We start from the raw sequence: 25,289 nt of genomic DNA, 5'->3' as shown, positions 1-25,289 counted from the left end.
GGGGCATCGTCGGCACAGCTGTCAGTGCCCGAAGTTGAACCAGTTCACATTCACGAAGTCCGCCGACTGGCCGCTGGTGAAGGTGAGATACACGTCGTGTGTTCCGGTGACGGAGCTGATGTTCGCCGGGACGGTCCGCCATGTCTGCCAGCCGCCGGTGTTGCCGATGGCGAAGCTGCCGATGGGTGCGTTGCTGCGGCTGTCCAGGCGTACTTCGACCAGACCGCTCGCACCGGATCCGGCGCCGCTGGCGACTCGGGCGTTGAACTGCCTGGCCGCCGTGGAGCCGAAGTTGACGCCCCGGTAGAGCGCCCAGTCGCCGCCCGCCACCGCGCCGAGGTTCTGCCCGCCGCCCGTGTCCGAGGTGGTCTCGGGTGTCGTGCCGGACTGGCTGTCGTACGACTCGGCCTGGATGGCGCTGTAGGCGTCACGGTTGCCGGTCGGAGGGGGCGTGGTACCGCTCCCACTGGTCAGTGCCTGGACGTAGTCGACGACCATCGGGTGCCCCGGCACGGTGGCGGCGTCCGGGCCGCCGCCGAACGCGTCCACGAAGCCGCCGCCCATCGCCACGTTCAGGATGATGAAGAAGCCGTGGTTGGTGGCGTTGCTCCAGGTCGTCGCGTCGACCTGGTCGGCCCGCACGGTGTGGTAGTTGATGTCGTCGACGTAGAAGCGGACCTGCTCCGGACTGGTGGAGCGGTCCCATTCCATCGCGTACGTGTGGAAGCCGGCCTGGCAGGTGGCGCCCGGACAGGCCCTGGAACCGCCGAGGCCCGTCGTCTCGTTGCAGGGCCCGCCGGGGCTCGTACCGCAGTGCATCGTCGCCCACACGGTGTTGAGGCCCTGGACGTTCTCCAGGATGTCCAGCTCGCCGACGCTCGGCCAGTTCCAGTAGTTGCCGCGGAACGGCGTACCGAGCATCCAGAACGCCGGCCAGTAGCCGCGGGCGGCCGTGCCGGTGACGTTCGGCATCTGGATGCGGGACTGCACCCGCAGCTTGCCGCCCGCCGGCGGCTGGAAGTCGGTGCGGTTGGTCTCGATCCGGCCCGACGTCCAGTTGCCGGAGGCGTCGCGGCGCGGGGTGATGCGCAGGTTGCCGCTGCCGTCCAGGGCCACGTTGTTGGTGCTGGACGTCATGGTCTCGATCTCGCCGGTGCCCCAGTTGCCGGGGCCGCCGGGGTAGCCGGTGCCGGTCGCGTACTGCCAGTTCGCGGTGTTGACGCCGGTGCCCGCGGCGCCGTTGAAGTCGTCCACGAAGACCTGCGTCCAGCCCGACGGAGGGGTGGGCGCGTCGGCGATCGCGGACGGGGTGGCGGCCGTGGCGGCGACCGCCGCCAGTCCCAGGGTGCTCACGACCGCGATGAGTGCGCGCCGCAACGGGCGCCGTCTGCGCGGTGTGTGTCTGTGCGGTGTGCCGGAGGGTTCGCTCATGGGGAGGTGCCTCTCGGGTACGGAGTCGATGTGCGCGGGATGCCCCTGAGAGCCGAGTCTGAGAGCGCTCTCAGAGTGCGGCCAATGTGCTCCCGGTCACTCCGGTCGTCAAGAGGTAAAACCATGAACGTCCTTGTGTCCCCCTGGAGTTCACGCCATGAATGGATGCGTACCGGTCTAAAGCGCGCTGCCCGCCCGCCACTGATCCCAGGACAGGTTCCAGCCGCCCAGGCCGTTGGCCGGATCGACGGTGTCCTCGCCCGAGTTCTTCACGACGACCACGTCTCCGAGCATCGAGCTCTCGTAGAACTTGTAGCCGTCCACGGATGTGTCGTCCGCGCCCTTCGCGTCGTGCAGGCCGATGCAGCCGTGGCTGGTGTTCTCGCTGCCGAACACCGAGGCGGACGCCCAGTAGTTGCCGTGGATGAAGGTGCCGGACGTGGTGAGCCGCTGGGCGTGCGGGACGTCCGCGATGTCGTACTCGTCGCCGAGCCCGACCGTCGAGGACTCCATCCGCGTCTCCTTGGACCGCTCGCTGATCACCATGATCCCGGACCAGGTCGTGTGGTCCGCGTCGCCGCCGCTGACCGGGTACGCGGCGAGGGTCGCGCCGTCCCGTGCCACCGTCATCCGCTTGGTCGCGAGGTCGACGGTGGCGATCTGTTCCCGGCCGATGCGGAAGGTGACGTCCTTTGACTGGACGCCGTAGACACCGTCCGCGCCCTCGACGTCCTTCAGCCGCAGTCCGAGCGTGATCGTCGTGCCGGCGGCCCAGTACGTCTGCGGCCGGAAGTCGAGCCGGGTGTCGCTGAACCAGTGGCCGACCACCTCGACCGCCGGCTCGGCGGTCACCGTGATCGCCTTCTCCACGGCCGCCCGGTCCGACACGGCCTGCGTGAAGTTGATCGACACGGGCATGCCGACGCCGGACGTCGAGTCCGCCTCCGGCGTGAAGTACCCGACGAACGTCTCGCCCGGCGCCTTGGTGGTGAACGTCGCCGACTGCGCGGCGGCGCCCTCGGGCTCGGCCACGACGGTGTACTTGGTGCCCGAGTACGGATTCTTCGCCGACGTCCACCGCGTGCGGGCGTCGTTGTACGACCCGGCGAGCGTCGAGCCGTCGTTGCCCGTGACCTTCACGGACGCGAGCGTGCCATCGGCCACGATGACCTCGACGGGACTGGTGAAATCGGCCTTCTTGGTGCCGTCGGCGGGGGTGACCGAGACGACCGGCTTCTTCGCGGCGCCATGCGTGGTCTTCTCGGTCTCCGAGGCGTCGGCCGTCGCGACACTGCACCCGGTCAGCGCGACCGCCGGGACCGCCCCGAGGACCGCGAGCACACCACGCCGGGACCACCTCCGAGTCCGCTGTCCGGCCCGGTTCGATATGTGTGAGTCGCCCACGGCACGCCTTCCTCGGATATCCGACTTTGCGCGTGCATCGTGCGCCTCGTACATGGGGCGATCCTTTGAATCGCCCGGTCCCCGCCTGAGATTCCTGTGAGGAGACCCTGAGAGACGTCCTGAAACAACGGTTGTCCCTGCGCCCGGCATTGCGAACAGAGTATGAAGGTGCCGAGGAAGGAACCGAGCGCGGAGCTTCGCTTCCCCCGGCTCCGCGGCCGATCACTGCCGGAGGCATACGTGAGCGAAGTCCGTCAGCGGCACACCGTGGCCATCGTCGGAGCGGGCGCGGCCGGAGCACTGACCGCCGTCCAGCTCTGCGAGACGGCGACGCGCCGCCGGACCCCCCTCGATCTCGTCCTGGTCGATCCGGCCCCGGAGGCGGGCCGCGGCACCGCCTACGCCACCCGCGACCCCCGGCACCGCCTCAACGTCCCCGCGGGCGGCATGAGTTGCTACCCCGACGACCCGGGCCACTTCGTCCGCTGGCTGTGCCGGCACGGCGAACCCGCCGTCAAGCCCGCCGACTTCGCCACCCGGTACCGCTACGGCGCCTACCTCGCCGACACCCTCGCCCAGGCCGTCGTCCGCGCCCATGGCACCGTCACCGTACGGCGGCTGCGGACGCGGGCGGAGCGCTGTACCGACACCCCCGAAGGACGGCTGGAACTCGGCCTGTCCGACGGGGGAGCCATCATCGCGGACAGCGCGGTCATCGCCACCGGCCCCGCCGCACCGTCCGCCGCCTGGGCCCCGCCCGCCCTGCGCGCCTCGGCCCGCTTCCTCGCCTCGCCCTGGGCGACCGGCGCCCTGGACGGACCGTGTGAGGGCACCGCCGACGTCCTCCTCGTCGGCACCGGACTGACCGCCGTGGACCTCGCCCTGGCCCTGGACCGCCCCGGCCGCACCGTGCACGCGCTCTCCCGCAGCGGCCTGCTCCCGCAACCGCACGCCCTCACCCCGGCGGGCCCGATGCCCGCGCCGGAAGGGCTGCACGACACATCGCTCGGCAGGCTGCGCCGGGCGGTCTACCGGCACATCAGCCGTTCCGTGCGGGACCACGGCGACTGGCGTCCCGCGCTCGACAGCCTGCGTCCGCACACCGCACGCCTGTGGCACAGCCTCACCCCCGAGGAACGGGCGGATTTCCTCGCGCGCGAGGGTGCGCTGTGGAACACGCACCGCCATCGCATGGCACCCGCCACCGCCGAGTCCGTCTCCCGTGCCCGCACGACGAGACGCCTCCAGGTGCACACGGGCACGATCACCGCAGCCGCGGAGCACGACGGCGCGCTGCTGGTCACCCTGTCCAACGGCCGGGAGCTACGGGTGGGTTGGGTGGTCGACTGCACCGGGCCGGGACGCAGCCTCGAAGACCCCTTGTGGCGCTCGCTGTTCGAGGGCGGCGCGGCGGTCCCCGGCCCCCTCGGCATGGGCGTCGCCACCCGCGACGGACGACTCCTCGACGACCGAGGGGGCGCGGAACGCCCGCTGTTCACGCTGGGCGCCCCGCGCCGCGGCGAACTCTGGGAGACCACCGCGATCCCCGAGATCCGGGTCCAGGCCGCGGAGCTGGCCCAGCACCTGCTCGCCCCCATGACCCGCAGACGCCGCGCGGGCCGCCGTCCCGTCGACGGACACGGACTCCCCCTCTCCACCCATGCCGAGGCCGCCGCCGCCCACCGCAGCGGAATGGAGCGGATCCTCAAGGTCCGTTCCGGCGCCGAGGACGCCTTCGCCCGCGCGGTCGCCCTCGACCCCGGCTTCGCACTGGGGCATGCGGCACTGGCCCTGCTCGGCCACGAGTGCGGGGCCGCCGTCGACGTGCCCCGGGCCCTCGCCGACGCACAGCGGTGTGCGCGCGAGCGGGCCGACGAGCGCGAGCGGTCCTTCGTGGACGTCGTCACACGCCGGGTGCACGGCGAGGACGGCGACCGCGCGCTCGTACGACACCTCGAAACCCACCCGGCCGACGCGCTCGCGCTCGCCGTGGCCGTGCCCACCATCGCCTTCTCCGGCGTGACCGACCTGGACGGCGACCAGGCGCTGGGGCTGGTCGAGCGGACGTCTCCCGCATACGACGGCCACTGGTTCCACACCTCCCTGCGCGCCTTCCTCCGGCAGGAACAGGGCCGTCTGCACGAGGCCGGTGAACTCGCGCACCGCGCGCTGGCCGCCGAGCCCGCCTCGGGGCACGCCGTGCACGCCCTGGCCCACGTCCACTACGAGTCCGGCGCCCACGAGGCGGGCCGGGACTGGCTGGACGGCTGGGTGTCCGGGCAGGGGCGCGGTGCCGTCCACCGGGCGCACTTCTCCTGGCACATCGCCCTGCACGAACTGGCCCTGGACGACTCGGTCGCCGTGCGCAGAAGGTGGTTCAGGCAGCTCGCGCCGGGCCGGGTGACCGGCGTCCGGGCCCTTGTCGACTCCGGCTCGCTGCTGTGGCGGGCCCGGCTCAGCGGCACCTGGCAGGGTGAACTGCCCACCGCGGACGTCCTGGAGTCGGTGGCGACCGACGTACTGGAGCGCCCCGCGACCGCCTTCACCGCCCTGCACGCGGCCGTCGCCCTCACCGCGGCCGGCGACCTCGCGGCCCTGCGCCGGCTGCGCGACCACGCCTCGGGCGCCGACGAGGTGCAGCGCGACGTCATCGCCCCGCTGTGCGAGGCGTTCGCCGCGGTCGTCGAGGAGCGCTTCCAGGACGCGGCCCGGGGCCTGGACGCCTTGCTTCCGGTGCTGCGCCGGGTCGGCGGCAGCGCGGCCCAGCGCGAGGTCGTCGAGGAGACGCTGCTGTACGCGTTGGTGGCGGCGGGCCGTTGTGACGCGGCTCGACGCCTGCTGGATGCCCGGCTCGACCGGGGGCAGGCGCCGCGGGATCGGCGGATGCTGGCGGGGTTGCCGGCCTGACGTGCCCGGCCTCCGGCTGGTCGGCGGGACCACGAGGACTCCGTGGTTCCGCCGACCGCGAGGACGTCACACCCGATCGCCTGCGTACGTCGGCCGGGGCGGCGCCGCCTCCTCGCTCAGTCCGAACCGGTCGTGCGCCTGCCGCAGCGGCTTCGGGGCCCACCAGGCGTACCGGCCCAGCAGCGCCATCGTCGCCGGGACGAGCAGCATCCGTACGACCGTGGCGTCGATGAGGACCGCGAGGGTGAGGCCGAGGCCGATCTGGAGGATGGGGGAGAAGCCGCCGGTCATGAAGGCGCCGAAGACCACGGCGAGGAGCAGGGCGGCGCAGGTGACCACACGGCCGGAGCGGCGCAGACCGGTCACCACGGCTTCCCTGTCGTCCCCGGTCTGCTTCCGCGCCTCGCGCATCCGGGCCAGGATGAACAGCTCGTAGTCCATGGCGAGTCCGAACGCGATCGCGACGATCAGCGGTGGTGCGGTGAGGCTGAGTGCGCCCAGTTCCTGGGAGCCCAACAGGCCCGCCAGATGGCCGTCCTGGAAGACCCAGACCACCACACCGAGTGCGGCGCCCAGGCTGAGCAGCGTGGTGAGGATGGTGCGCAGCGGGATCAGCACCGAGCCGGTGAACGCGAACAGCAGGGCGAAGATGCCGGCCAGGACGGTCACGGCCGCCCAGGGCGCCCGCTCGGCGAGCATGTCGCGGAAGTCGACCAGCCGGGCCGCCGCGCCGGTGACCTCCACCGGCTCGTCGCCGCCCAGGTCCCGTACCTGCTTCACGAGGTCGGTGGCCGCGTCGCCGTCGGCGCTGCCGGGCGGCTGGAGCTCCACGACCGTGGTGCCGCCCGGCAGTTCGCGGGTCTCGGCGGCCGGGGACAGCGCCCGGATCTCGTCAGCGGTCGCGGGGTCGGTGCCCGGCTTGAGGACGACCGTGATCGGCGAGACGCCGGTGCCCGGCGGGAAGTGCGCGTCCACGGTGTCGTACAACTGCCGTGCCTCGGTGCTCGACGGCAGCTGGTCGGCGCCGCCGATGTTGATGCGCATGGCGGTGACGGGCAGGGCCAGGACGAGCAGCACCGGGACGACCACGGCGACCACGGCGACACGACGGCGGGCCGCGAAGCGGGCCAGACGGGCGAACAGTCGGCCCTCCTCGCTCTCGGGCCGCTCCTTCGCCGGGGCGATCTTCCCGCCGAACCTGGTGAGCAGCGCGGGCAGCAGCGTGAGCGCGGCCAGCATGTCGATGACCACCACGGCGGCCACGGCCAGGCCCATGCTGCGCAGGAAGACGCTCGGGAAGACCAGCAGCCCGGTCAGGCTGACCGCCACCGTGAGCCCCGAGAACAGCACGGTCCGCCCGGCGTGCGCGACCGTGCGCTGGACGGCCTCCACCACGTCCTCGGTGCTCCGCCGTTCCTCGCGGAAGCGGACCACCATCAACAGCGCGTAGTCCACGGCGAGTCCGAGCCCCAGCATCGTGGTCACCTGGATCGCGTACACGGAGATGTCGGTGACCTGACTGAAGGCGAACAGCGCCAGGAAGGCGCCCGCGATCCCGCTGACCGCGACCATCAGCGGCAGCCCGGCCGCACGCAGCCCGCCGAAGATGACCAGCAGCAGCGCCAGCACCACCGGCAAGGAGATCAACTCCGCGTTCCGTACGTCCTCCTGGGCGCGCTCACCGAGCTGGGTGCCCAGCAACGGGCCGCCGCTGACATGGACTTCGGGCGCGTCGATCCGATGGATGCGGGCGGCCGCCGCGTCCACCGCGGTCTCCTCGGCGTCGTCGTCCAGGCCGCCCTTGAGGGTGACGGACACGAGCAGGGCCCGCCCGTCCTCGGCGATCAGACCGCGGGTGGCGTACGGGTCCGGCACCGCCGCGACCCCGGCGATGTCCCGGACGTCCGCCACGGCCCGCTCGACCTGGCTGCGCAGGGCGGGGTCGGAGACGGCGACGCCCTCGACGACGCCGGTGATCGAGTCACCGGTCGGGTCGGCGCCGTCGAGGTACTGCGCGGCCCGTTCCGACTCCGTGCCCGGTACTTCGGGCACATTGTCGGAGAGCCGGCTGAAGACGCCCGTTCCGAGCCCGAAGCCGAGCAGCAGAAAGAGCACCCACAAGAGGATGACGGTGAGCGGGCGGCGGGTCGCCGCCCGGGCGAGCGTGGCGAGCACGGTCCCTCCCGGCGAGTCGTCGGTTGACTTCGCCTTCAGGCTCGTGTGCGCGGGGGTGTCACCGGATCGCCGGAGGGAGCGGTTTCCGGGACTGGGCCGTACGGGGGACACGCGCGCGTGTCTCCCCCTTCAGGGGGATCCGGGCGTCACCAAGCCGGTCTCGTAGGCGCAGATCACGGCCTGTACCCGGTCCCTGAGACCGAGCTTGCTCAGCACATTGCTGACATGGGTCTTGACGGTGTGCTCGCTGACGAAGAAGGTCGTGGCGATCTCGGCGTTGGACAGCCCGCGGGCGAGCATCCGCAGGGTCTCCACCTCGCGCGCGGTCAGCGTCTCGAGCCGATCGGGCGTGACCTCGGCGGTGGCCTCCTCGCGGCGCCGGCGCACGATGTCCGCGACCAGCCGGCGGGTCACGGCCGGGGCGAGCAGTGAGTCGCCGCTCGCGACCACCCGTACGGCGTGCACCAGGTCGTCCCGGCGCACGTCCTTGAGCAGGAAGCCGCTGGCGCCCGCGTACAGCGCCTCGTACACGTACTCGTCGAGGTCGAAGGTGGTCAGCATGACGACCTTGCAGCTGGACTGCGCGCACACCTGACGGGCCGCCTCCAAACCGTCCGTGCCGGGCATGCGGATGTCGAGCAGCAGCACGTCCGGAGTGTGGCGCTGCACGGCGGCGACCGCCTCGGCGCCGTCCCCGGCCTCGGCGACCACCTCGATGTCCGGCTGCGCCTCGAGGATCATGATGAAGCCGCTGCGGACCAGCTCCTGGTCGTCGGCGACGACCACACGGATGCTCACCCCAGCGCCGCCTGCCGGTCCGCGACCGGAAGGCGTACGACGACCTGGAAGCCGCCGTCCGGACCGCGGCCGGTGCGTACGCTGCCCCCGCAGGCGGCGGCGCGTTCCCGGATGCCGATCAGACCGTGTCCGCCGCCGGGTCCCGACGGGCCCCGTCCGTCGTCCGTCACCACCACTCTCAATTCGTCCTCCAGCCAGTCGAGCGCGACGGTCGCGGAGGAAGCGTACGCATGCTTCACGGTGTTGGTGAGCGCTTCCTGCACGACGCGATAGGCGGCGACCTCGGTGTCCTGGGGGAGCGGGCGGGGCGGGCCCGAGATCCGCAGCTCGACATGGAGCCCGGTGGACTCGGTGACCTGCCGGACCAGGTCGGGCAGGGCGGTCACACCCGGCTGCGGCAGGCGCCCACCGGCGCCGTCGCGCTGCTCGTCCTTGAGGACCCCGAGGATCCGGCGCAGCTGGGCCATCGCGTCCCGGCCGGCCCCCGCGATCGCCTCGAACGCCGCCTCCGCGCGCGCCGGATCGCTGCGCACCACCACCGGTCCCGCCTCGGCCTGCACCACCATCAAACTCACGGCGTGGGCGAGGATGTCGTGCATGTCCCGGGCGATCCGGGCGCGCTCCTGCGCCGTCGCCCGGGCGGTGTCCGCGGCGCGCTCCCGCTCCAGTCGGCGGGCCCGGTCCACCAGGGCCGCGGTGTAGGCGCGCTGGACCCGGGAGAGTATCCCGAACCCGTACGCGCAGACGACGCTCAGCAGCTGAAAGGCGTACTCGAAGGGGAGCGGCTGGTCCTTGTGCTGCATGACCAGGGAGACCCCGAGGATCCAGCCCGCCAACATGAAACGCCGCTGCCAGACGCGGCCCTGCGCGGCCATCGTGTAGAGGACGATCAGACCGCCGTAGACCACGTCCGGCGGCGGCGCGTGATAGACGGCCATGACGGGCGTGGCCGCCGACACCAGACACGCGGTCGTGAACGGCGCCCGGCGCCGCCACACCAGCGGCACGGCCGTGGCCACCGCGAGCAGCCAGCCCTGCCAGCTCAGCCGGTCCTCCCCCTCGTCGGGGAAGATCCACTGGAGCGAGGCGGCGAACAGCACCAGCGCGGCCAGCGCGCCGTCGACGACATACGGATTCGCCGTGCGCAGCCGGGCTACGGCAGGCGTGATCCAGGACGGTGGGGACATGGGCGGCTCCTCGGGGCAAGGGCCGTTCCAGTATTGCGACGGCGAAGCGGACGGGGCCTCACCGGTGAGAGGGATATCGTCGCTTCCGTTTGTGATCATTCTGATGCGGTGGAGGGGGAACCTCCGCCCGGAAGTCCACCTCTCAATGATCGAAACAGAGCGTTCACAGCGTGTGCATGGTTTTGGACCGATGGCAGCGATCACCATCGGTTGAGCACCTGCCGTCAGCACAGGAGACATGTATGCCGAGCCGTCGCCGATTTCTCACCGGGGCCGCCGCCGCGCCCGTCGCGCTCGCGGCGGTCACGGCGTGCGAGGCCGGTGACGAGGCGCAGCCCGCGCACAACAACAACAAGCCTGCCGCGGCCGTCCCCGCCATGCAGTCGCCGTCGGACCGGCTCAACTTCGTGGTGATCCTCGCCGACGACCTCGGCTACGGCGAACTCGGCTCCTACGGCCAGAAACTGATCCACACTCCGCGCCTGGACGCCCTCGCCGCCCAGGGCCTGCGCTTCACCGAGGCCTACGCGGCCGCCCCGGTGTGCGCACCCTCACGCTGCTCGCTGCTCACCGGGCTGCACAGCGGACACTCGACCGTGCGGGAGAACCCGTGGGGGCCCGGCGGTCAAGGTGCCCTGACCGACCGGGACTTCACCTTCGCCGAGGCGCTGCGGGCGCTCGGCTACCGCACCGGCATCATCGGCAAATGGGGCTTCGGACCCGAGCTCCCCGACCAGCCGAGCCACCCCAACTCCCGTGGTTTCGAGGAGTTCTACGGCTATATCGGCCACGGCGAGGCCCACGACTACTTCCCCGAGTACCTGTGGCACAACGGCACCCGGGAGGAGATCCCCGAGAACAAGGGCGGCGCCCGCAAGGTCTACTCTCCCGACCTGATCCAGGAGCGCGCGCTCAGCTTCATCGACGCCCACCGGCACGAGCCGTTCCTGCTCTACCTCGCCCCGACCGTGCCGCACGCGCCCAGCCAGGACCCGGACGCCGACGAGTACGCCGACCGGCCCTGGACCGGCCCCAACAAGCGGCACGCCGCCCAGGTCACCTCCTTCGACACCCTGGTCGGCGACGTCACCGACCGGCTCACCGAACTCGGCATCGCCGGCCGCACCATCGTCCTCATCACCAGCGACAACGGCCCGCACGAAGAGGGTGGCACCGACCCCGAACTCTTCAACGGCAACGGCCCGTTGCGCGGCATCAAGCGGAATCTGTACGAGGGCGGCATCCGCGTCCCGCTCATCGCCTGGTCCCCGCAGCACGTGCAGTCCGGGACCACGGACCGCCCGACACCGCTCACCGACCTGCTGCCCACCCTCGCCGACCTCGCGGGCGCGCCCACCCCGACCGACCTCGACGGTCTCTCGCTCGCCCCGCTCCTGCGCGGCTCCACCGACGCCGCCCGCCACGACAGCCTGTACTTCTACCGCAACCACGCCAACATCACCCCGCGTTCCGACGCCTTCGACCTCGGCCGGGGCCGCCGCCTCGCCGAGGCGCTGCGCCGCGGCGACCTGAAGGCGGTGCGGTTCGCGCCGGGGCAGAACAGGCGGGCCCCCGACGACCAGTGGGACGTCGAGCTGTACGACCTGGCCCGGGACCCCGGCGAACTGCACGACCTCGCCGCCGCGCGGCCCGCCCAGGCCGACGCCCTGGTGAAGCTGATGCGCGAGTCCTGGGCGCCGACGTATCCGCGCAAGCCCTTCGGTGTCAGGCTCGAAGTCACCGGCCAGGGACCGGAGTTCACGGTCACCGCCACCTTCGCCAACGGCTCCCCCCGGACCTGGACCGCGGCCCGGCTCGCCCTGCAGACACCGAGCGGCTGGCGGATACGCGCACTGGACGCGGTCTCCACGGTCCGCCTGGATTCGGGCGAACACCTCACGGCCCGCTGGCGGGTCACCCGCACCCAGGTCTCGGCGGCCACGACACTCGTGTGCCGGGGCACGGCACACCAGGCCGACCAGGAGCTGACGTACACGGCGAGTACGACACTCAATTGAAGCCGGCCAGGCGATGTCGGCTCCGGTTCGGCAGCGCCCCGAAGGGGCGCGGGGAACTGCGCGACCAGCCCCACCGGCCCGCAGGCAAACCGCACAACCAGCGGAGCTCACGGCTGCCAGCCCAGCGCCCGCGATATCCCGCGTGCCGCGAGCCGTACCGCCGGGATCAACACCGGTACCTGTGCCTCGGCCTGGGGCACCACGACGGACACGGCGGCGGCCACCGCTCCGCCCGGGCCGCGCACCGGAGCGGCCACCGACAGCGCGTCCTCGGTGACCTGACGGCTGCTCACCGCCACACCGGTGCGCCGCACTTCGGCGAGCGCCCGGCGCAGCCGTTCCGGATCGGTGACGGTGTACGGCGTGAAGGAGGCGAGCGGCCCCGAGCAGTACTCCTCCTGTGTCCCGGGGTCCCCGTGCGCCAGCAGCACGAGTCCGACCCCGGTGGCGTGCAGCGGCCAGCGGGCGCCGACGCGGATGTGCACGCCGACCGCGGAACGCCCGGAGAGCCACTCGGTGTACACGACCTCGGACCCGTCCCGCACCGCCAACTGCACGTTCTCGTGGGTGGCTTCGTACAGGTCCTCCAGATACGGCAGGGCTATCTGCCGCAGCGCCAGACCGCGCGGGGCGAGCGCGGCGAGCTCCCACAGCCGCAGCCCGACGTGGTAGACCCCCGACTCGTCGCGCTCCAGGGCGCCCCACTCGGTGAGGGCGCCCACGAGCCGGTGCGCGGTGGTCAGGGTGAGACCGGCCCGGCGGCTGATGTCCGTCAGGGACAGTGCCGGGTGCTCGTGGTCGAACGCCGAGAGCACGGACAGCAGCCGGTCGGGCGCGGAGCGGGGAATCATGGCCGCTTGTCGGCGGGGTGCGCGAGGTCGTAGGGGCGGGGGTAGGCGGTGGGCCGGTAGGTCACATAGCGGGCCTCGTTCGTCGGATCCGCCTGCTGGGCGCGGGTGTTGAGGGTGCTCGGCGAGGTGTCCCAGCGGCCGGTGTCCAAGCGGTGCTCCAGGGTGTCCAGGGCGCCGATGATCTCGCCCGGGGTGAAGGTGCAGTGGCCGGGACCATCGACGTAGGCCTGGCTCAGCAGGGTGGCCGAGCCCGCGGCGTCGGCGGCCCGGCGGTAGGCGCTCTCGGCCTGCACCGGGATCAGTGCGTCGCCGGTCGTGTGGATGTCGAGCTGCGGGTCGGTGAGCCGGCCCCGGAGGACACTGGTGTTCCGCATCCACCGAACGGCCGAGGGGTCGGCGGAGATCCGGGGCGCGCCGTGAAGTGCCGTGAGGTCGGTGCGCAGGGAGAGGCCCGCCCGCTTGTACAACTCCGTCACCTCCTTGAACAGCGGGGAGCGGTGCAGCATCGCGGTGTAGTCGACGCCCGTGTTCCACGAAGGGTTGCCTCCGGCGCGGCTCTCCGCCTCCTGTCGCCAGGAGAAGGCGGGCAGTTGGAGGAGTCCCTGGAGGGCGGTGTACTGGTTGATCTGCTGGGCGTCCCAGTCGGTGGGCGCCGGTTCGGTCTGCGTGGTGCTGTTGTACCCGGGGATATTGTGCAGCGCGGCGGCGAGGGCGATCCGGGCGCGGCCCTCGGCGGTCTGCTGGGCCGCGGTGACCTCCGTCGTCAGCGACTTCGCGGCGCCCTGCGCCTGCGCCTGGTCGGCGAATCCGGTGAGCGGGATGTCCGTGTCCGGCGCCAGCAGGGTCTTCAGCGCGAACACCGGGTCCAGCGTGCTGTTCCAGTTGGCGATGCCGCCCTGCACCAGACCGCACATGGAGAGGGAGCCGTCGAAGAGGTCCGCGTGCCGCTCGGCAAGGGTCGTCGTGACGAAACCGCCGTACGAGGTGCCCCAGGCGATGGTCCGTTTCGCCGCGCCGAACTTGTCGGTGAACACGTCGAGGGTGGCGAGCTGGTCGGGCACGGCGTCCGTGACGGCCCAGCCGTTCGTGGCGTACGAGGAGCCGATGAGGGCGTAACCCTGGTCGAGGAGCTTGTCCAGGGTCGCAGAATCGGGCGTGTTCTGGGCGGAGTTGGGCGCGCCGACGGGCATGTAGCCGTGGCTGTAGAGCAGCACGGTGCCGTTCCGGTCGGCGGGGGCGTCCATCACGTAGGCGGCGCCCGAGGGGAGCCGGCCCTCCAGATGCGTGTCCGTGGCGGCCTGTGCGGGCAGCGGGGCGACCGCACACAGGCACAGGGCCAGTAAGGCGACAGGGATTCTCAACGGGGGGTCCCTTCCGGGGTGGGGGTCACGGAGTGGGGCTCGGCGTGTTCCAGGGCGTTCGTGCGGGTCTCGCGCAGGCGCCAGACGGTGAGTGCCGTGACGGCCGCGCCGCCGCACAGCAGCAGGGAGACGGGCGTGCTGCCGCCGCCGTAGGAGGCGAGCAGGCTGCTCGCGATGAGTGGCGAGAATCCGGCGCCGACCAGGGTCGCCGCCTGGTAGCCGAGCGAGGCGCCCGTGTAGCGCACGCGGGTGCCGAACATCTCGGTGAGCAGGGCGCCGAGCGGGCCGTACATCGTGGACTGGGCGACGCCGTGGCCGAGCGCGAGGGCGAGGATCAGCAGGCCGGGGGAGCCGGAGTCGACCAGGGCGAGCACCGGGAAGGCGAGCGCGGCCGAGGCGACGGCGCCGGTGAGGACGACCGGGCGGCGGCCGACCCGGTCGGACAGCGCGGACGCGGCGGGCAGCACCAGAAGGGCCACGCAGGACGCGACGGTCACGGCGGTGAGTACCTGCGAGCGGCTGTACCCGTGGTCGACGGCGTAGGAGATCATGAAGCCGGTCAGCAGCGACTGCGCGGTGAACGCGCCGATGCCGACACCGCAGGCCATCAGCACGGGCTTCGGCCGCCGCAGCACCTCCACCACCGGCGGCTTCTCCAGTGGCTCCCGCTTGACCTGGGCGAACAGCGGGCTCTCCGCGACCTTGAGGCGCACGAACAGGCCGACGGCCAGCAGCACGATGCTCAGCAGGAACGGCACCCGCCAGCCCCAGGCGCGGAACTGGTCGTCGGGCAGCGTCGAGACGAGGGTGACCATGCCGGCCGACAGCACGGAGCCGAGCGGGGCGCCGAGCATGGTGAAGCTGGTCCACATACCGCGTCGGCCGCTCTGGGTGCGCTCGGCGTGCTCGACGACCATCAGGGTCGCGCCGCCCCACTCGCCGCCGATGGCGATGCCCTGCACGACCCGCAGGGCGACCAGCAGGACGGGCGCCCACACGCCGATCGCGTCGTAGGTCGGCAGGACGCCGATGAGGAAGCTGCCGCAGCCCATCAGCGCCATGGTCAGCAGCATCATCGACTTACGGCCGATCCGGTCGCCGAAGTGGCCGAAGACGATGCCGCCCAGCGGCCGGGCGACATAGCCCGCGGCGAAGGTGCCGAAGGCCGCGATCGTGCCGACGGCGGGGTCGGCCTTGGGGAAGAACAGGTCGCCGAAGACGAGCGCGGCGACCGTGCCGTACACGAGGAAGTCGTAGAACTCGACTGCGGTGCCGAGCAGTCCGGACAGTGCGACGCGGCGCAACTGCCGGGTGTCGGGGGAGGGTTGAGCGGTGGAGGGGGATGACTGCACGGTGAGCTCCCTGGGGACGGGTCTCGGGTTGCTCCGTGAAGTTAGGCACCCATCATGCAGCCGTCAATCATTTGCACAACATCAGTTGGGTCCGTCCTCCGCGATCCGCAGCAGCAGCGTCTGAAGCGTCTCCCGCTCGGCGGCGTCCAGCGGACCCAGCAGGTCGTTGGTCACCCGCAGGCCGGCTTCGTCGGTGCCGCGCAGGAAGGCGCGGCCTTCCCCGGTGAGGACCACGATCCGGCTGCGGCGGTCGTCCGGTGCGGGGCGGCGCTCGGCGAAGCCCAGCTTCTCCAGGTCGTCGACCAGGCCGACGATCGCGCTCGGGTCGTAGCCGAGCCGGGCGCTCAGCTCGCGCTGGAGTGCCCCCTCGGTGGTGGCGAGGAAGCGCAGTACCGCGTAGTGGCGCAGACGCAGCCCCGACTCCTGGAGGAAGGAGTTGAAGAGCTGGCCCGAGCGCAGGCCCAGCCGGTACAGCAGGTAGCCCGTGTCCGCGTGCAGCCCGCGCATCCAGGGCTCGTCCGCGTCGATCGGGGCGGGGTTCACGGTGTGCTGCTGGCGGGCGATGGCGGGCTCCCTGGTCGCGGCGGATCGGTGTGCTGATTCCAGCATGGCGCACCCGACTGGTGGCAACAACTATTGACGTCAACAATTATTGCTCTTAGCTTCGATCTCGAAGCCGCACCTCTGTGCCACCGCTTGGAAGCCGCACCCCCGTGCCACCGCTTGAAGGGACCCATCCGTGCCCAGCATCGATCTCACCGGCAAAGCCGCCGTCGTCACCGGCAGCGGCCGGGGCCTCGGCCTCGCCTATGCGCACGCCCTCGCCGCCCATGGCGCCTTGGTGGTCGTCAACGACATCGACGAGGCGGTGGCCGAGCAGGCCGTGAAGTCGATCACCGCGGCCGGCGGCACCGCCGTCGCCGAGGTGGTCCCGGTCGGCACGACCGAGGCCGCCGAGCGGCTCGTGAACCGTGCCGTCGCGGAGTTCGGGCGGCTCGACATCCTGGTCACCAACGCGGGCATCCTGCGCGACAAGGTGCTGTGGAAGATGACCGACGACGACTTCGACGCGGTGATCACCACCCACCTCAAGGGCACCTTCACCTGCGCCCGCGCCGCCGCCGTCCGGATGCGCGAGCAGGGCGAGGGCGGCTCCCTGATCCTCGTCGGCTCCCCGGCCGGGCAGCGCGGAAACTTCGGGCAGACGAACTACGCCGCCGCGAAGGCGGGCATCGCCGCCATGGCCCGTACCTGGTCCATGGAACTGGGCCGTGCGAACATCACCGTCAACGCGATCGTGCCGGTCGCCGCGACCGCGATGACCGAGACCATCCCCGCCTTCGCCCCGTACATCGAGGCCATGAGGAACGGCGAGCCGCTCCCGGACTTCCTCCGCAAGGGCGAGGGCTTCGGCACCCCCGAGGACTGCGCGGCCCTCGTCCCCTTCCTCGCTTCCGAGGCCGCCCGCGGCATCAGCGGACAGGCCATCGGCATCGGCGGCGACAAGGTGGCACTCTGGTCGCATCCGCAGGAGATCAGTGCGGCCTACGCCGACGGCGGCTGGACCCCCGACACCCTCGCCGACGCCTTCCCCACCTCGGTGGGCGCCGAGCTCCAGTCGGTCGGCATCCCGGCGCCGAAGTTCCCGGAGGCCTGATGGACGTCAACGAGCTGGTCGCCATCGACGTCCACACCCACGCGGAGGTCTCCTCCAAGGGCCACTCCTCCCTGGACGAGAACCTGCACGACGCCTCCTCCGCCTACTTCAAGGTCGAGGGCAAGCGGAAGCCGACCCTTCAGGAGACGGCCGCCTACTACCGCGAGCGGAAGATGGCCGCCGTGATCTTCACGGTCGACGCCGAGTCCGCGACCGGCACCCCGCCCGTCCCGAACGAGGAGGTCGCCGAGGCCGCGGCCGCCAACGCGGACGTGCTGATCCCCTTCGCCTCCATCGACCCCTTCCGTGGCAAGGCGGGTGTGAGACAGGCCCGCCGCCTGGTCGAGGAGTACGGGGTGAAGGGCTTCAAGTTCCACCCCAGCATCCAGGGCTTCTTCCCCGACGACCGCTCGGTGGCGTACGACCTGTACGAGGTGATCGAGGAGACCGGCACGATCGCGCTCTTCCACACGGGCCAGACGGGCATCGGCGCCGGGGTGCCCGGCGGGGGAGGCATCCGCCTCAAGTACTCGAACCCGCTGCACGTGGACGACGTGGCGGCCGACTTCCCGCACCTGAAGATCATCCTGGCGCATCCGTCCTTCCCCTGGCAGGACGAGGCCCTCGCGGTCGCCACGCACAAGCCGGGTGTGCACATCGACCTGTCCGGCTGGTCGCCGAAGTACTTCCCGCCGCAGCTGGTGCAGTACGCCAACACGCTGCTGAAGGACAAGGTCCTCTTCGGCTCCGACTTCCCCGTCCTCACCCCCGACCGCTGGCTCGCCGACTTCGAGAAGCTGTCGATCAAGGACGAGGTCAAGCCGAAGATCCTCAAGGAGAACGCCGCCCGTCTGCTCGGGCTGACGAAGCCGTAAGGGGCCGTACATGCGCAACGAGGGACTGGGGTCCTGGCCCGCACGCCGGGCCCGCAAGACCCCGCACCGCACCGCCGTGGTCCACGACGGCACGACGATCACCTACGCCGCCCTGTACGAGCGCACCACGCGGCTCGCCCGGGCGCTGCGCGCGGCGGGCGTGCGCCGCGGCGACCGGATCGCCTATCTGGGCCCCAACCACCCCTCCTTCCTGGAGACCCTGTTCGCCGCCGGCACCCTGGGCGCGGTCTTCGTCCCGCTCAACATCCGTTTGGCCGGACCCGAGATCGCCTATCAGCTCACCGACTCCGGGGCCCGGGTCCTGGTGTACGCACCGCGGTTCGCGGGCCTCGTGGCGGGTCTGCCGGGCAACTCCGACGTGCGTACGTACGTCGAAGTCGGTCCCGAGTACGACCGGTTGCTCGCGGACGCGTCCGACGAGCCCATCGACGAACCCGTCACCGGCGACGACACCTGCCTCATCCTCTACACCTCCGGGACGACGGGCCGCCCCAAGGGCGCGATGCTCACGCACGCCAACGCCACCTGGAACGCCGTCAACTTCCTCATCGACAAGGACCTGCACGCCGACGAACGGGCCCTGGTCGCCGCCCCGTTGTTCCACATCGCCGGACTGACCGTGCTCTCCCTGCCGGTGCTGCTCAAGGGCGGCACCCTCGTCCTCGTCGAGGCGTTCGACCCCGCCGACACCCTCGATCTCGTCGAACGGCAGCGGATCACCTACATGTTCGGGGTACCGGCGATGTTCGAGCAGATCGCCCGCCACCCGCGCTGGCCGGACGCCGACCTGTCCTCCCTGCGCATGCTCAGCTGCGGCGGCGCCCCCGTACCGACCCCGCTCATCGAGACCTACCAGGCCCGCGGGCTGACCTTCCTCCAGGGCTACGGCATGACCGAGGCGCTCGGAGTGCTCTTCCTCGACGGCGAGCACTCCGTGAGCAAGGCGGGCTCGGCCGGGGTCCCGCACTTCTTCGCCGACGTACGGGTGCTGCGGCCGGACCTGACGCCGGTCGACGTCGGCGAGACGGGCGAGGTCGTGGTCCGCGGGCCGAGCGTGATGTCCGGCTACTGGGGACTGCCGGAGGAGACGGCCGCGGCCTTCGTCGACGGGTGGTTCCGCACCGGGGACGCCGCCCGGGTCGACGAGGACGGCTACGTCTTCGTCGTCGACCGCATCAAGGACATGATCATCTCCGGTGGCGAGAACATCTACCCCGCCGAGATCGAGGACCTGCTCCTCGCCCACCCCGACATCGTCGAGTGCGCGGTCATCGGCGTGCCCGACGACAAGTGGGGCGAGGTGCCGCGCGCGGTCGTGGTGCCGCGTGCGGGGGCCGACCTCGACCCGGACGAGGTGCTCGCCTCGCTGTCCGGACGCCTCGCCAAGTACAAGATCCCGAAGTCGGTGGTCCTCGCGGACGAACTCCCGCGCACCGCCTCCGGGAAGCTCCTCAAGTCCCGGGTGCGCAAGCGCTACGGCATCACCCAACTCTCGTAAGGAACAGGCATCCATGAGCGTCACCGTCAACGGCCTCGACGAACTGAAGAGGCTCGCGGGCACCGACCTGGGCACCAGCGAATGGATCGAGGTCACCCAGGAGCGCATCGACACCTTCGCCGACGCCACGGGCGACCACCAGTGGATCCACGTGGACCCGGTGAAGGCCGCCGAGGGCCCCTTCGGCGCCCCGATAGCCCACGGCTACCTCACCCTCTCCCTCTTCATCCCGCTCTTCACCGAGCTGCTGGATGTCCGGGGCGTCACCACGAAGGTCAACTACGGCCTGAACAAGGTCCGTTTCCCCTCGCCGGTGAAGGTCGGCTCGAAGATCCGGCTGGCCGGGAAGCTGACGGACGTCGAGGAGGTGCCGGGCGGGGTCCAGATCACCGTCGACGGCACGATCGAGATCGAGGGCGGCGCCAAGCCCGCCGCGGTGTTGCAGAGCCTGTCGAGGTTCTACGCCTGATCGGGGCGTACCGGCACGAGGTCGAGAAGGCGCCGCGAGGCGTCCAGCGCCGGCGGGGTGAGCCGCTCGTGGACCCTCCGGAACGTCTTCTCGGCCTGCTCGGCCGGCCAGTCGTCGGGCAGGTGCCCGACCGGCAGCCGGGGATCGCGGCGGATGATCCGCAGCCACTCGGCCTGCAACAGCAGCCGCAGCCCCAGGGCGTCGTCGGCGTCCGGCAGGTCCGTCTCCCACGGCTGCCAGCGCCGTACGAACGCCTCGTACCGTTCCGCCAGTTCGGACAGCTCCCAGGTCTCCTCGATCATCGCGCCGATGTCCATGCCGGTGTCGGCGTGCGCACGGAAGACCTTCACATGGGCGGCCAGGCCCAGCTCGGCGACCAGTTCCGACACCTCGACCTGGCCGGGCGCGATCCACAGGCCGTTGAACAGCGGGCCGAAGCCGCTCCAGGTGAGTTTCGAGCGCAGGTCGTGCCGCTGGCGCTGCCAGGACTCGGGGAGGGAGAAGCCGAGCAGGGTCCAGGTGCCGTCCCACTGCCGGTTGACCGCACCGGTCTGCCAGATGCGCCGCTCGCCGTCGCGCAGGACGGCCGCCGAGTGCCCGGTCAGACCGAAGTACATCCGGCGGCCCTCGCGCTGGCGGCGCAACAGACCGCGGTTCACCATCCGGGTCAGCGTCGAGCGGGTCGCCTGCTCGCCGACACCGACCCGGCCGAAGACGTCGATGACGCTGCCCGAGTACACGCAGACATCACGACCGAGAACCTGATCGCCCAGGAACGTCAGCATCAGGGACTGGGGCCGCAGCGACTCTTCGGTGGTCACGCGGCCCACGGTAACGCGTACTCGATCAGCCCGTGACCTGCTGGTACGAGTACACGGTCGTCGACACCGCGCAGATGCCGGGCTGGATCACCTGGGCGCGCAGGGTGGCGCTGTTCACGTCGTAGTCGATGCCCTCCGTCTCGAAGGTGCCGGTGCACAGGCTGCGCTGGGGCAGCGCGAACAGGCTCTTGACCGCCCCGGTGATCGGCCGACCGTCCAGCTTGCGGTCCAGGTCGACCTGGAGGAGGGGGCGGATCTCGGGGAAGAGGGTTCCGGTGGCGTCGTTCGAGGCGCACACCAGACGGGTGTCCGTGACGAAGTCGCAGCCCTGGATGTCGCGCACCGGCTTGTCGAGGGTGATCTGCCAGGCCTCCGGCAGGGCTCCGCCGGTCTGGGGGGTGGACGGATTGAGCAGGGGAGCGGGGAAGACCTGAAGCCTGTTCTGGTCGCCCCACTCACCCGACACCAGCCACTGCCCGTCGGGCGAGACGGTCGCGAAGGAGTTGTTCAGCTTCTCGCCCGGATTGAGCTGGTGCACGTACTCGTAGCGCTGCCCGGCCGGTGTGGTCACCGCGAACATCTTGGAGGTCGCGTTGTCCGGGCCCTGGTAGGCGTCGAAGGTGTGGCCCTTCGCGATGTCCGGGTCGCCGATGTGGTTCCAGCCCTTGAAGCGCAGGTCCAGCGGGATGTCCGCCAGACCCCGGTACAGCAGCGAGCCGTCGGCCCGGCTCGCCAGGCCCTGCCCGCCGCCGAGGGTGTCGGTGTACGCCGTGCCGGTCTCCTCCCAGCGCGGGTCACCGGCGGCCGAGGCCGTCCCCGCGCCGAGCGCCAACGCTCCGAACAAGGCGGCCAGGCACACGAGTTGACGCTTCATCAGGCACCCTTCACGTCGACGAACATCGGGTTGGAATAGAACCATGTATCGGCCCACGGGTCACCGTTCCCGGGCTCGTGGGGGACCGGCCCGTGCGGGTCGACCCCGGCGCCGAGGTATCCGGCGCCGTGACGGTTGCCGTCGCTGCCGCGCAGTCGGACGTAGAACGACTCGTCGCCGGCGGTGAGCGGGATGCGCAGGGTGTACGTCCCCTTGCGGCCGCTGACGTCCTTGGTGCTCACGACCTCGGTGTCGGGTGCCCGCCAGCCGTCACGGTCGGCCGCCGGGCCGTGCACCGTGCCCCGGATGACGTCGACGTGCGCCAACTCGGGCAGGATTCCCTGCGGGTTGGGGCGGGAGGCGCTGGTCACCGTGACGGTGAGGGTGAGCCGTTCGCCCTTGCGGACGCGCAGTCTGCCGCCCAGCGTGACGCCCCGGCCGTGGTCGCAGTCGCGCTTCAGCCGCACCTCCAGCCCGTCCAGCAGATGCCCGTGGTCCAGCCAGACCCGGCCCGCGCGCAGGCCCGCCATCACCGAGCGGTAGCCGTAGCGCGTCACGCCCACATGGGTGCGGCTGAACTGGCCGGGCCAGAAGTCGCTGCCGGGCTGCGGGGCGTCGGTGTTCACCGGGTCGGGCAGGCGGCCGGTGTTGTCGAAGGTCTGGCCCGGCAGCCAGTCGCCGTTCTTCCAGGTGTCGAAGACGATCCGGTGCGCGTCGGAGTTGGTGGTGATCGAGAACAGCTTGCCCTCGGAGAGCATCGCGTCCCACAGCCCGCCGACGGTCGCGGTCGCCCAGTCGAAACCGCCGTAGGTGAGATAGCCCTCCGCCGGATAGTCCGGCCAGGACTGGGCCGACGGCTTGTTCTCGTACTCGCCGCGGATGGAGGTCGGGCCGCGCCAGCCGGGGATGGCGGCACCCTGGGCGCCGGGCGCGCCCTCCATGCCGATCATGATCTCGGGGGCGGCGTCCCGCCAGTTGCGCATCTCGTGCGGGGAGTCGATGCCCAGGCGCAGCGGGTGGTTGGCGAGCACGAGCACGTCGTCGACGTAGCCGGTGCGGCGCTGCTCGGCCAGCCACCGGATGGCCTTGACGGCGTGCGCCTCGTTGCGGGCGGTGTCCGCGGCGCCCGGGGCGCCCTCGGTGTAGTTGAGCAGCTTGCCGTCGTAGGCGCTCTCGAACTTCGTGAGCAGGTCGACCTCGTGCGGGCCCGGCGCGGCGAAGACCGTGCAGTGCTCGGCGGCCGGGATGTACCACTCCAGACCCTGGAAGATCAGCTGACGAGGGTTCTCGGCCCGGGCCTTGAGGATCTCCCCGTGCTCCAGCGGGGCGCCGTACCGGGCGTGCCCGAAGTTGGAGTGCTCGGTGAAGACCATCCAGTCCAGGCCGTACTTCGCGCCCGCGGCGGCCAGTTGGGAGAACGTGTACTTGGCGTCGTGGCTGTAGACGGTGTGGATGTGGTGGTCGCCGACGAGATAGCCGAGGCGCGGGTCGTCACCGCCCAAGCCGCGCGAGGAAGCCGCCGCGGGCACGGCGGCCGAGCCGAGGGCGAAGGCGGCGCCGAACAGGCCCGCGCGGCCAAGGAGTCCGCGCCGGGACAGGCCCTGCGGGTCGAGTTCCTCCGTGGACACGGACGGGTCGGCCCATGCGGGCAGCTGCTGGTCGTTCATGGGGATGCCTCTCGGAGCAAGCGAAGGAGTCAGTGGTTCATGAACGACGTGACGGGCAGGGCGCGTTCGACGATCCGTACGTCGCCGAGGCGGCCGTAGAGGATCTGGTCGATCTTCCCCGCGTACTCGTAGCCGCCGAGCAGCCACGGCAGGCCCACCGAGGTGAGGCCGATCGCGGACGCGTGCGGGTTGCGGGCGACCGGGCAGCCCTGGACGTACAGCGTGGTGTGCCTGCCGTCGTTGACGACGGCGACGTGCCACCACGTCTCCCGCGCGGTCTCGTCGCCCCAGTTGGTGGCGATGCCCTGCTGGTTGAGCGGGCGCACGGCCCACTGCGGGCCGGGTCCGTCGGAGAGGGACAGCGTGGCGAGCGGCTCGTCCGGGTCGCCGTCGGTCTTGCCCGCCGCCCCGCCGGTGCCGCTGCGGCCGACCAGTCCGGCCCAGGCGTTGCGCGAGGAGGTCCAGTCGGCGGGCAGCCAGTAGAACGCCTCGATGGTGTAACCGGCCTTGAACGTGGCCGAGTTGAGCGGAGCGCCGTCGACCGTACGGAGATAGGCGCCCTGCAACGGCGGCTTGCCGCCCCGGAAGTACAGGCTGCCGTGCCCCGGCTGGTCGGGGTGATGGGCCGTCGACCAGCTCAGCGAGCCGTCCCCGACCTTCACCACGGTGAGGTCGTTGCCGCGCCCCGACAGATCACGCACGGTGCCCTCGGCCGCGGCCCCCTCCTCGTGCCCGTCGAACCGCCAGTACGCGACCGTGCCACGCACCAGCATCCGGTCGGCGGGCCGCGACGGCCGCGCGGGTACCGGCGCGAAGCCGGCGAACCGCTCCTCGAAGTCGAGGTCGACGGAGAACCGGTCCGCGTCGCCGGACAGCTCCATCTCCTGCCGCTCCAGCTCGTTCAGCCCCTTCCCCGCCCGGCCCAGGATCCACGGCGAGAGCGTCTCGACGTCGATCGTGTTCCGGTCGAGGTCGAAGTGGTACAGGCGGATCATCGCCGCGCCGCCGTAGTACCGGTTCTGGTAGTTCGTCAGGTGCAGGTGTACGTCATGGCCCGCGGCGTTCTTGCGGACGGCACGGGCGGCCGGCCAGTAGTGGCCGTTCAGGGTGAGGAAGATCTGGTCGTGGTCCTTGACCAGCTGGTCCCACAGCTGCTGCCCGTACGTGGAGAGGGCGTCGTCGCCGACGACCAGCTCGTGCGTGGTGAGGACGACGGGCGTGTCCGGGTGCTGGGCGATGACGTTCCTCGCCCACGCGTAGCCCTGGTCCGACAGCCGCCAGTCCAGGGCGAGGACGAGCCACTCGCGCCCGGCCGCCTTGAAGACGTGGAAGGTGTTGTAGCCGTCGGGCGAGGCACCGCCGAAGGTCGGCTTGCCCTGGAAGCGGTCCGGGCCGAAGGTGTCCAGGTACGGCGTCGAGCCGCGCTGGTCGGTCGTGGACGAACGGACGTCGTGGTTGCCCGCCAGCACGCTGTAGCCGACGCCGCGCCGGTCCAGCAGCTCGAAGGCCTCGCCGATCGCGTCGCATTCGGCCTTCGCGCCGTTCTCCGTCAGGTCGCCCAGATGGGAGAGGAAGACGATGTTGTCCTCCCGGCCGTGTTCCAGGAGATAGCGCAAAGAGGCCTTGATCGGCGCCGGGTTGATGCTCGGCCCGTCGAAGAGGTACTGCGTGTCGGGCATCACGGCGAGCGTGAAACGACGGCTCTCGGTATCGGGCCGCACACGCTGCTCGACCGCCGCTGCGTCAGCGACGGCCGGGAGGGTGGCGGCGGTGGCCGCGGCGCCGATCAGCGCGGTGGCTCTGAGGAAGTTGCGTCTGCCGGCGTGGGCGCAGGCGGACTCCTGCCCGGGCTCGTGCGAGGTGCACACATCGTCTCCAGTGAAGGCACAAGGGCGTGAAGGCGGGTTCGGACAACGGCGTGAG

At 71.4% G+C, this 25,289-nt stretch carries 19 protein-coding genes; 6 read left to right on the top strand and 13 right to left on the bottom strand.

Annotated features, from left to right (window positions below):
- Positions 1-21: 21 nt before the first annotated feature.
- Both ACIHFB_RS16360 and ACIHFB_RS16355 read right to left on the bottom strand, forming a co-directional pair.
- On the bottom strand, positions 22-1,431 hold the full coding sequence (locus ACIHFB_RS16360) for a glycoside hydrolase family 16 protein (RefSeq protein WP_365286633.1): 1,410 nt from the start codon (positions 1,429-1,431) through the stop codon (positions 22-24).
- A 177-nt stretch (positions 1,432-1,608) separates the two neighbouring features.
- Positions 1,609-2,835: an Ig-like domain-containing protein gene (locus tag ACIHFB_RS16355; RefSeq protein ID WP_400127101.1), complete on the bottom strand. Its 1,227-nt coding sequence runs from the start codon at positions 2,833-2,835 to the stop codon at positions 1,609-1,611.
- A gap of 240 nt (positions 2,836-3,075) precedes the next feature.
- On the opposite strand from ACIHFB_RS16355, the gene ACIHFB_RS16350 reads away from it, so the two are divergent.
- The gene (locus tag ACIHFB_RS16350) at positions 3,076-5,742 is read left to right on the top strand and encodes an FAD/NAD(P)-binding protein (RefSeq protein ID WP_400127100.1); all 2,667 of its coding nucleotides are present in this window, start codon (positions 3,076-3,078) and stop codon (positions 5,740-5,742) included.
- A 66-nt stretch (positions 5,743-5,808) separates the two neighbouring features.
- On the opposite strand, the gene ACIHFB_RS16345 is transcribed toward ACIHFB_RS16350, so the two are convergent.
- The 3 genes from ACIHFB_RS16345 to ACIHFB_RS16335 form a co-directional block, all read right to left on the bottom strand.
- A complete protein-coding gene (locus ACIHFB_RS16345; RefSeq protein WP_400127099.1) occupies positions 5,809-7,917 on the bottom strand; it encodes an MMPL family transporter in 2,109 nt (702 codons plus the stop codon).
- Positions 7,918-8,046: 129 nt separating this feature from the next.
- Entirely contained in the window at positions 8,047-8,715 is a 669-nt protein-coding gene (locus ACIHFB_RS16340) for a response regulator (protein WP_400127098.1), read from the bottom strand.
- The gene (locus ACIHFB_RS16335) at positions 8,712-9,902 is read right to left on the bottom strand and encodes a sensor histidine kinase (RefSeq protein ID WP_400127097.1); all 1,191 of its coding nucleotides are present in this window, start codon (positions 9,900-9,902) and stop codon (positions 8,712-8,714) included. Before ACIHFB_RS16335 ends, ACIHFB_RS16340 begins: the two co-directional genes overlap by 4 nt.
- Positions 9,903-10,144: 242 nt before the next feature.
- On the opposite strand from ACIHFB_RS16335, the gene ACIHFB_RS16330 reads away from it, so the two are divergent.
- Positions 10,145-11,920: a sulfatase-like hydrolase/transferase gene (locus ACIHFB_RS16330; RefSeq protein ID WP_400127096.1), complete on the top strand. Its 1,776-nt coding sequence runs from the start codon at positions 10,145-10,147 to the stop codon at positions 11,918-11,920.
- Between the two features lie 107 nt (positions 11,921-12,027).
- Here the strand turns inward: ACIHFB_RS16330 and ACIHFB_RS16325 are convergent, their stop codons facing one another.
- The 4 genes from ACIHFB_RS16325 to ACIHFB_RS16310 all read right to left on the bottom strand — a co-directional run bounded on the left by ACIHFB_RS16325 (position 12,028) and on the right by ACIHFB_RS16310 (position 15,991).
- On the bottom strand, positions 12,028-12,771 hold the full coding sequence (locus ACIHFB_RS16325) for an IclR family transcriptional regulator (protein ID WP_365286647.1): 744 nt from the start codon (positions 12,769-12,771) through the stop codon (positions 12,028-12,030).
- On the bottom strand, positions 12,768-14,132 hold the full coding sequence (locus ACIHFB_RS16320; protein ID WP_400127095.1) for an alpha/beta hydrolase family protein: 1,365 nt from the start codon (positions 14,130-14,132) through the stop codon (positions 12,768-12,770). Before ACIHFB_RS16320 ends, ACIHFB_RS16325 begins: the two co-directional genes overlap by 4 nt.
- Entirely contained in the window at positions 14,129-15,484 is a 1,356-nt protein-coding gene (locus ACIHFB_RS16315) for an MFS transporter (protein ID WP_400127094.1), read from the bottom strand. The genes ACIHFB_RS16320 and ACIHFB_RS16315 overlap by 4 nt, the downstream gene beginning before the upstream one ends.
- An 81-nt stretch (positions 15,485-15,565) precedes the next feature.
- On the bottom strand, positions 15,566-15,991 hold the full coding sequence (locus tag ACIHFB_RS16310) for a MarR family transcriptional regulator (RefSeq protein ID WP_365286707.1): 426 nt from the start codon (positions 15,989-15,991) through the stop codon (positions 15,566-15,568).
- A 232-nt stretch (positions 15,992-16,223) separates the two neighbouring features.
- Here ACIHFB_RS16310 and ACIHFB_RS16305 point away from each other — a divergent pair, with 232 nt between their 5' ends.
- The 4 genes from ACIHFB_RS16305 to ACIHFB_RS16290 are packed head-to-tail and all read left to right on the top strand — an operon-like array spanning position 16,224 to position 20,004.
- The gene (locus ACIHFB_RS16305) at positions 16,224-17,141 is read left to right on the top strand and encodes an SDR family oxidoreductase (protein WP_365286653.1); all 918 of its coding nucleotides are present in this window, start codon (positions 16,224-16,226) and stop codon (positions 17,139-17,141) included.
- Positions 17,141-18,016, top strand: a complete 876-nt coding sequence (locus ACIHFB_RS16300) for an amidohydrolase family protein (protein ID WP_365286655.1) — start codon at positions 17,141-17,143, stop codon at positions 18,014-18,016. The genes ACIHFB_RS16305 and ACIHFB_RS16300 overlap by 1 nt, the downstream gene beginning before the upstream one ends.
- Positions 18,017-18,026: 10 nt before the next feature.
- Complete coding sequence (locus tag ACIHFB_RS16295) at positions 18,027-19,535, top strand: long-chain fatty acid--CoA ligase (protein WP_400127093.1); 1,509 nt, start codon at positions 18,027-18,029, stop codon at positions 19,533-19,535.
- Between the two features lie 13 nt (positions 19,536-19,548).
- Entirely contained in the window at positions 19,549-20,004 is a 456-nt protein-coding gene (locus ACIHFB_RS16290) for a MaoC family dehydratase (protein WP_365286659.1), read from the top strand.
- Here the strand turns inward: ACIHFB_RS16290 and ACIHFB_RS16285 are convergent.
- The 4 genes from ACIHFB_RS16285 to ACIHFB_RS16270 are packed head-to-tail and all read right to left on the bottom strand — an operon-like array spanning position 19,995 to position 25,234.
- Positions 19,995-20,825 carry a PaaX family transcriptional regulator C-terminal domain-containing protein gene (locus ACIHFB_RS16285; RefSeq protein WP_365286661.1) on the bottom strand — a complete coding sequence of 277 codons (831 nt, stop codon included), beginning with the start codon at positions 20,823-20,825 and terminating at the stop codon, positions 19,995-19,997. The two genes, ACIHFB_RS16290 and ACIHFB_RS16285, sit on opposite strands and share 10 nt — an antisense overlap.
- 25 nt (positions 20,826-20,850) lie before the next feature.
- Positions 20,851-21,699, bottom strand: coding sequence for a hypothetical protein (locus ACIHFB_RS16280; RefSeq protein WP_400127092.1), 849 nt, complete (start codon positions 21,697-21,699; stop codon positions 20,851-20,853).
- Positions 21,699-23,366, bottom strand: coding sequence for a PHP domain-containing protein (locus ACIHFB_RS16275; protein WP_400127091.1), 1,668 nt, complete (start codon positions 23,364-23,366; stop codon positions 21,699-21,701). Before ACIHFB_RS16275 ends, ACIHFB_RS16280 begins: the two co-directional genes overlap by 1 nt.
- 29 nt (positions 23,367-23,395) lie before the next feature.
- Complete coding sequence (locus ACIHFB_RS16270) at positions 23,396-25,234, bottom strand: LamG-like jellyroll fold domain-containing protein (RefSeq protein WP_400127090.1); 1,839 nt, start codon at positions 25,232-25,234, stop codon at positions 23,396-23,398.
- Between the last annotated feature and the right edge of the window lie 55 nt (positions 25,235-25,289).

Source organism: Streptomyces sp. NPDC051963, from assembly GCF_044593495.1.
Taxonomy (GTDB): Bacteria; Actinomycetota; Actinomycetes; order Streptomycetales; family Streptomycetaceae; genus Streptomyces.
This window is presented reverse-complemented; position numbering and strand designations above follow the sequence as displayed.

What these genes read in the sequence shown, in the direction of transcription:
- ACIHFB_RS16360 (WP_365286633.1), bottom strand. Translation starts at nt 1,431, where the DNA reads ATGAGCGAACCCTCCGGCACACCGCACAGACACACACCGCGCAGACGG.
- ACIHFB_RS16325 (WP_365286647.1), bottom strand. Translation starts at nt 12,771, where the DNA reads ATGATTCCCCGCTCCGCGCCCGACCGGCTGCTGTCCGTGCTCTCGGCG.
- ACIHFB_RS16330 (WP_400127096.1), top strand. Translation starts at nt 10,145, where the DNA reads ATGCCGAGCCGTCGCCGATTTCTCACCGGGGCCGCCGCCGCGCCCGTC.
- ACIHFB_RS16275 (WP_400127091.1), bottom strand. Translation starts at nt 23,366, where the DNA reads ATGAACGACCAGCAGCTGCCCGCATGGGCCGACCCGTCCGTGTCCACG.
- ACIHFB_RS16295 (WP_400127093.1), top strand. Translation starts at nt 18,027, where the DNA reads ATGCGCAACGAGGGACTGGGGTCCTGGCCCGCACGCCGGGCCCGCAAG.
- ACIHFB_RS16290 (WP_365286659.1), top strand. Translation starts at nt 19,549, where the DNA reads ATGAGCGTCACCGTCAACGGCCTCGACGAACTGAAGAGGCTCGCGGGC.
- ACIHFB_RS16335 (WP_400127097.1), bottom strand. Translation starts at nt 9,902, where the DNA reads ATGTCCCCACCGTCCTGGATCACGCCTGCCGTAGCCCGGCTGCGCACG.
- ACIHFB_RS16280 (WP_400127092.1), bottom strand. Translation starts at nt 21,699, where the DNA reads ATGAAGCGTCAACTCGTGTGCCTGGCCGCCTTGTTCGGAGCGTTGGCG.
- ACIHFB_RS16310 (WP_365286707.1), bottom strand. Translation starts at nt 15,991, where the DNA reads ATGCGCGGGCTGCACGCGGACACGGGCTACCTGCTGTACCGGCTGGGC.
- ACIHFB_RS16300 (WP_365286655.1), top strand. Translation starts at nt 17,141, where the DNA reads ATGGACGTCAACGAGCTGGTCGCCATCGACGTCCACACCCACGCGGAG.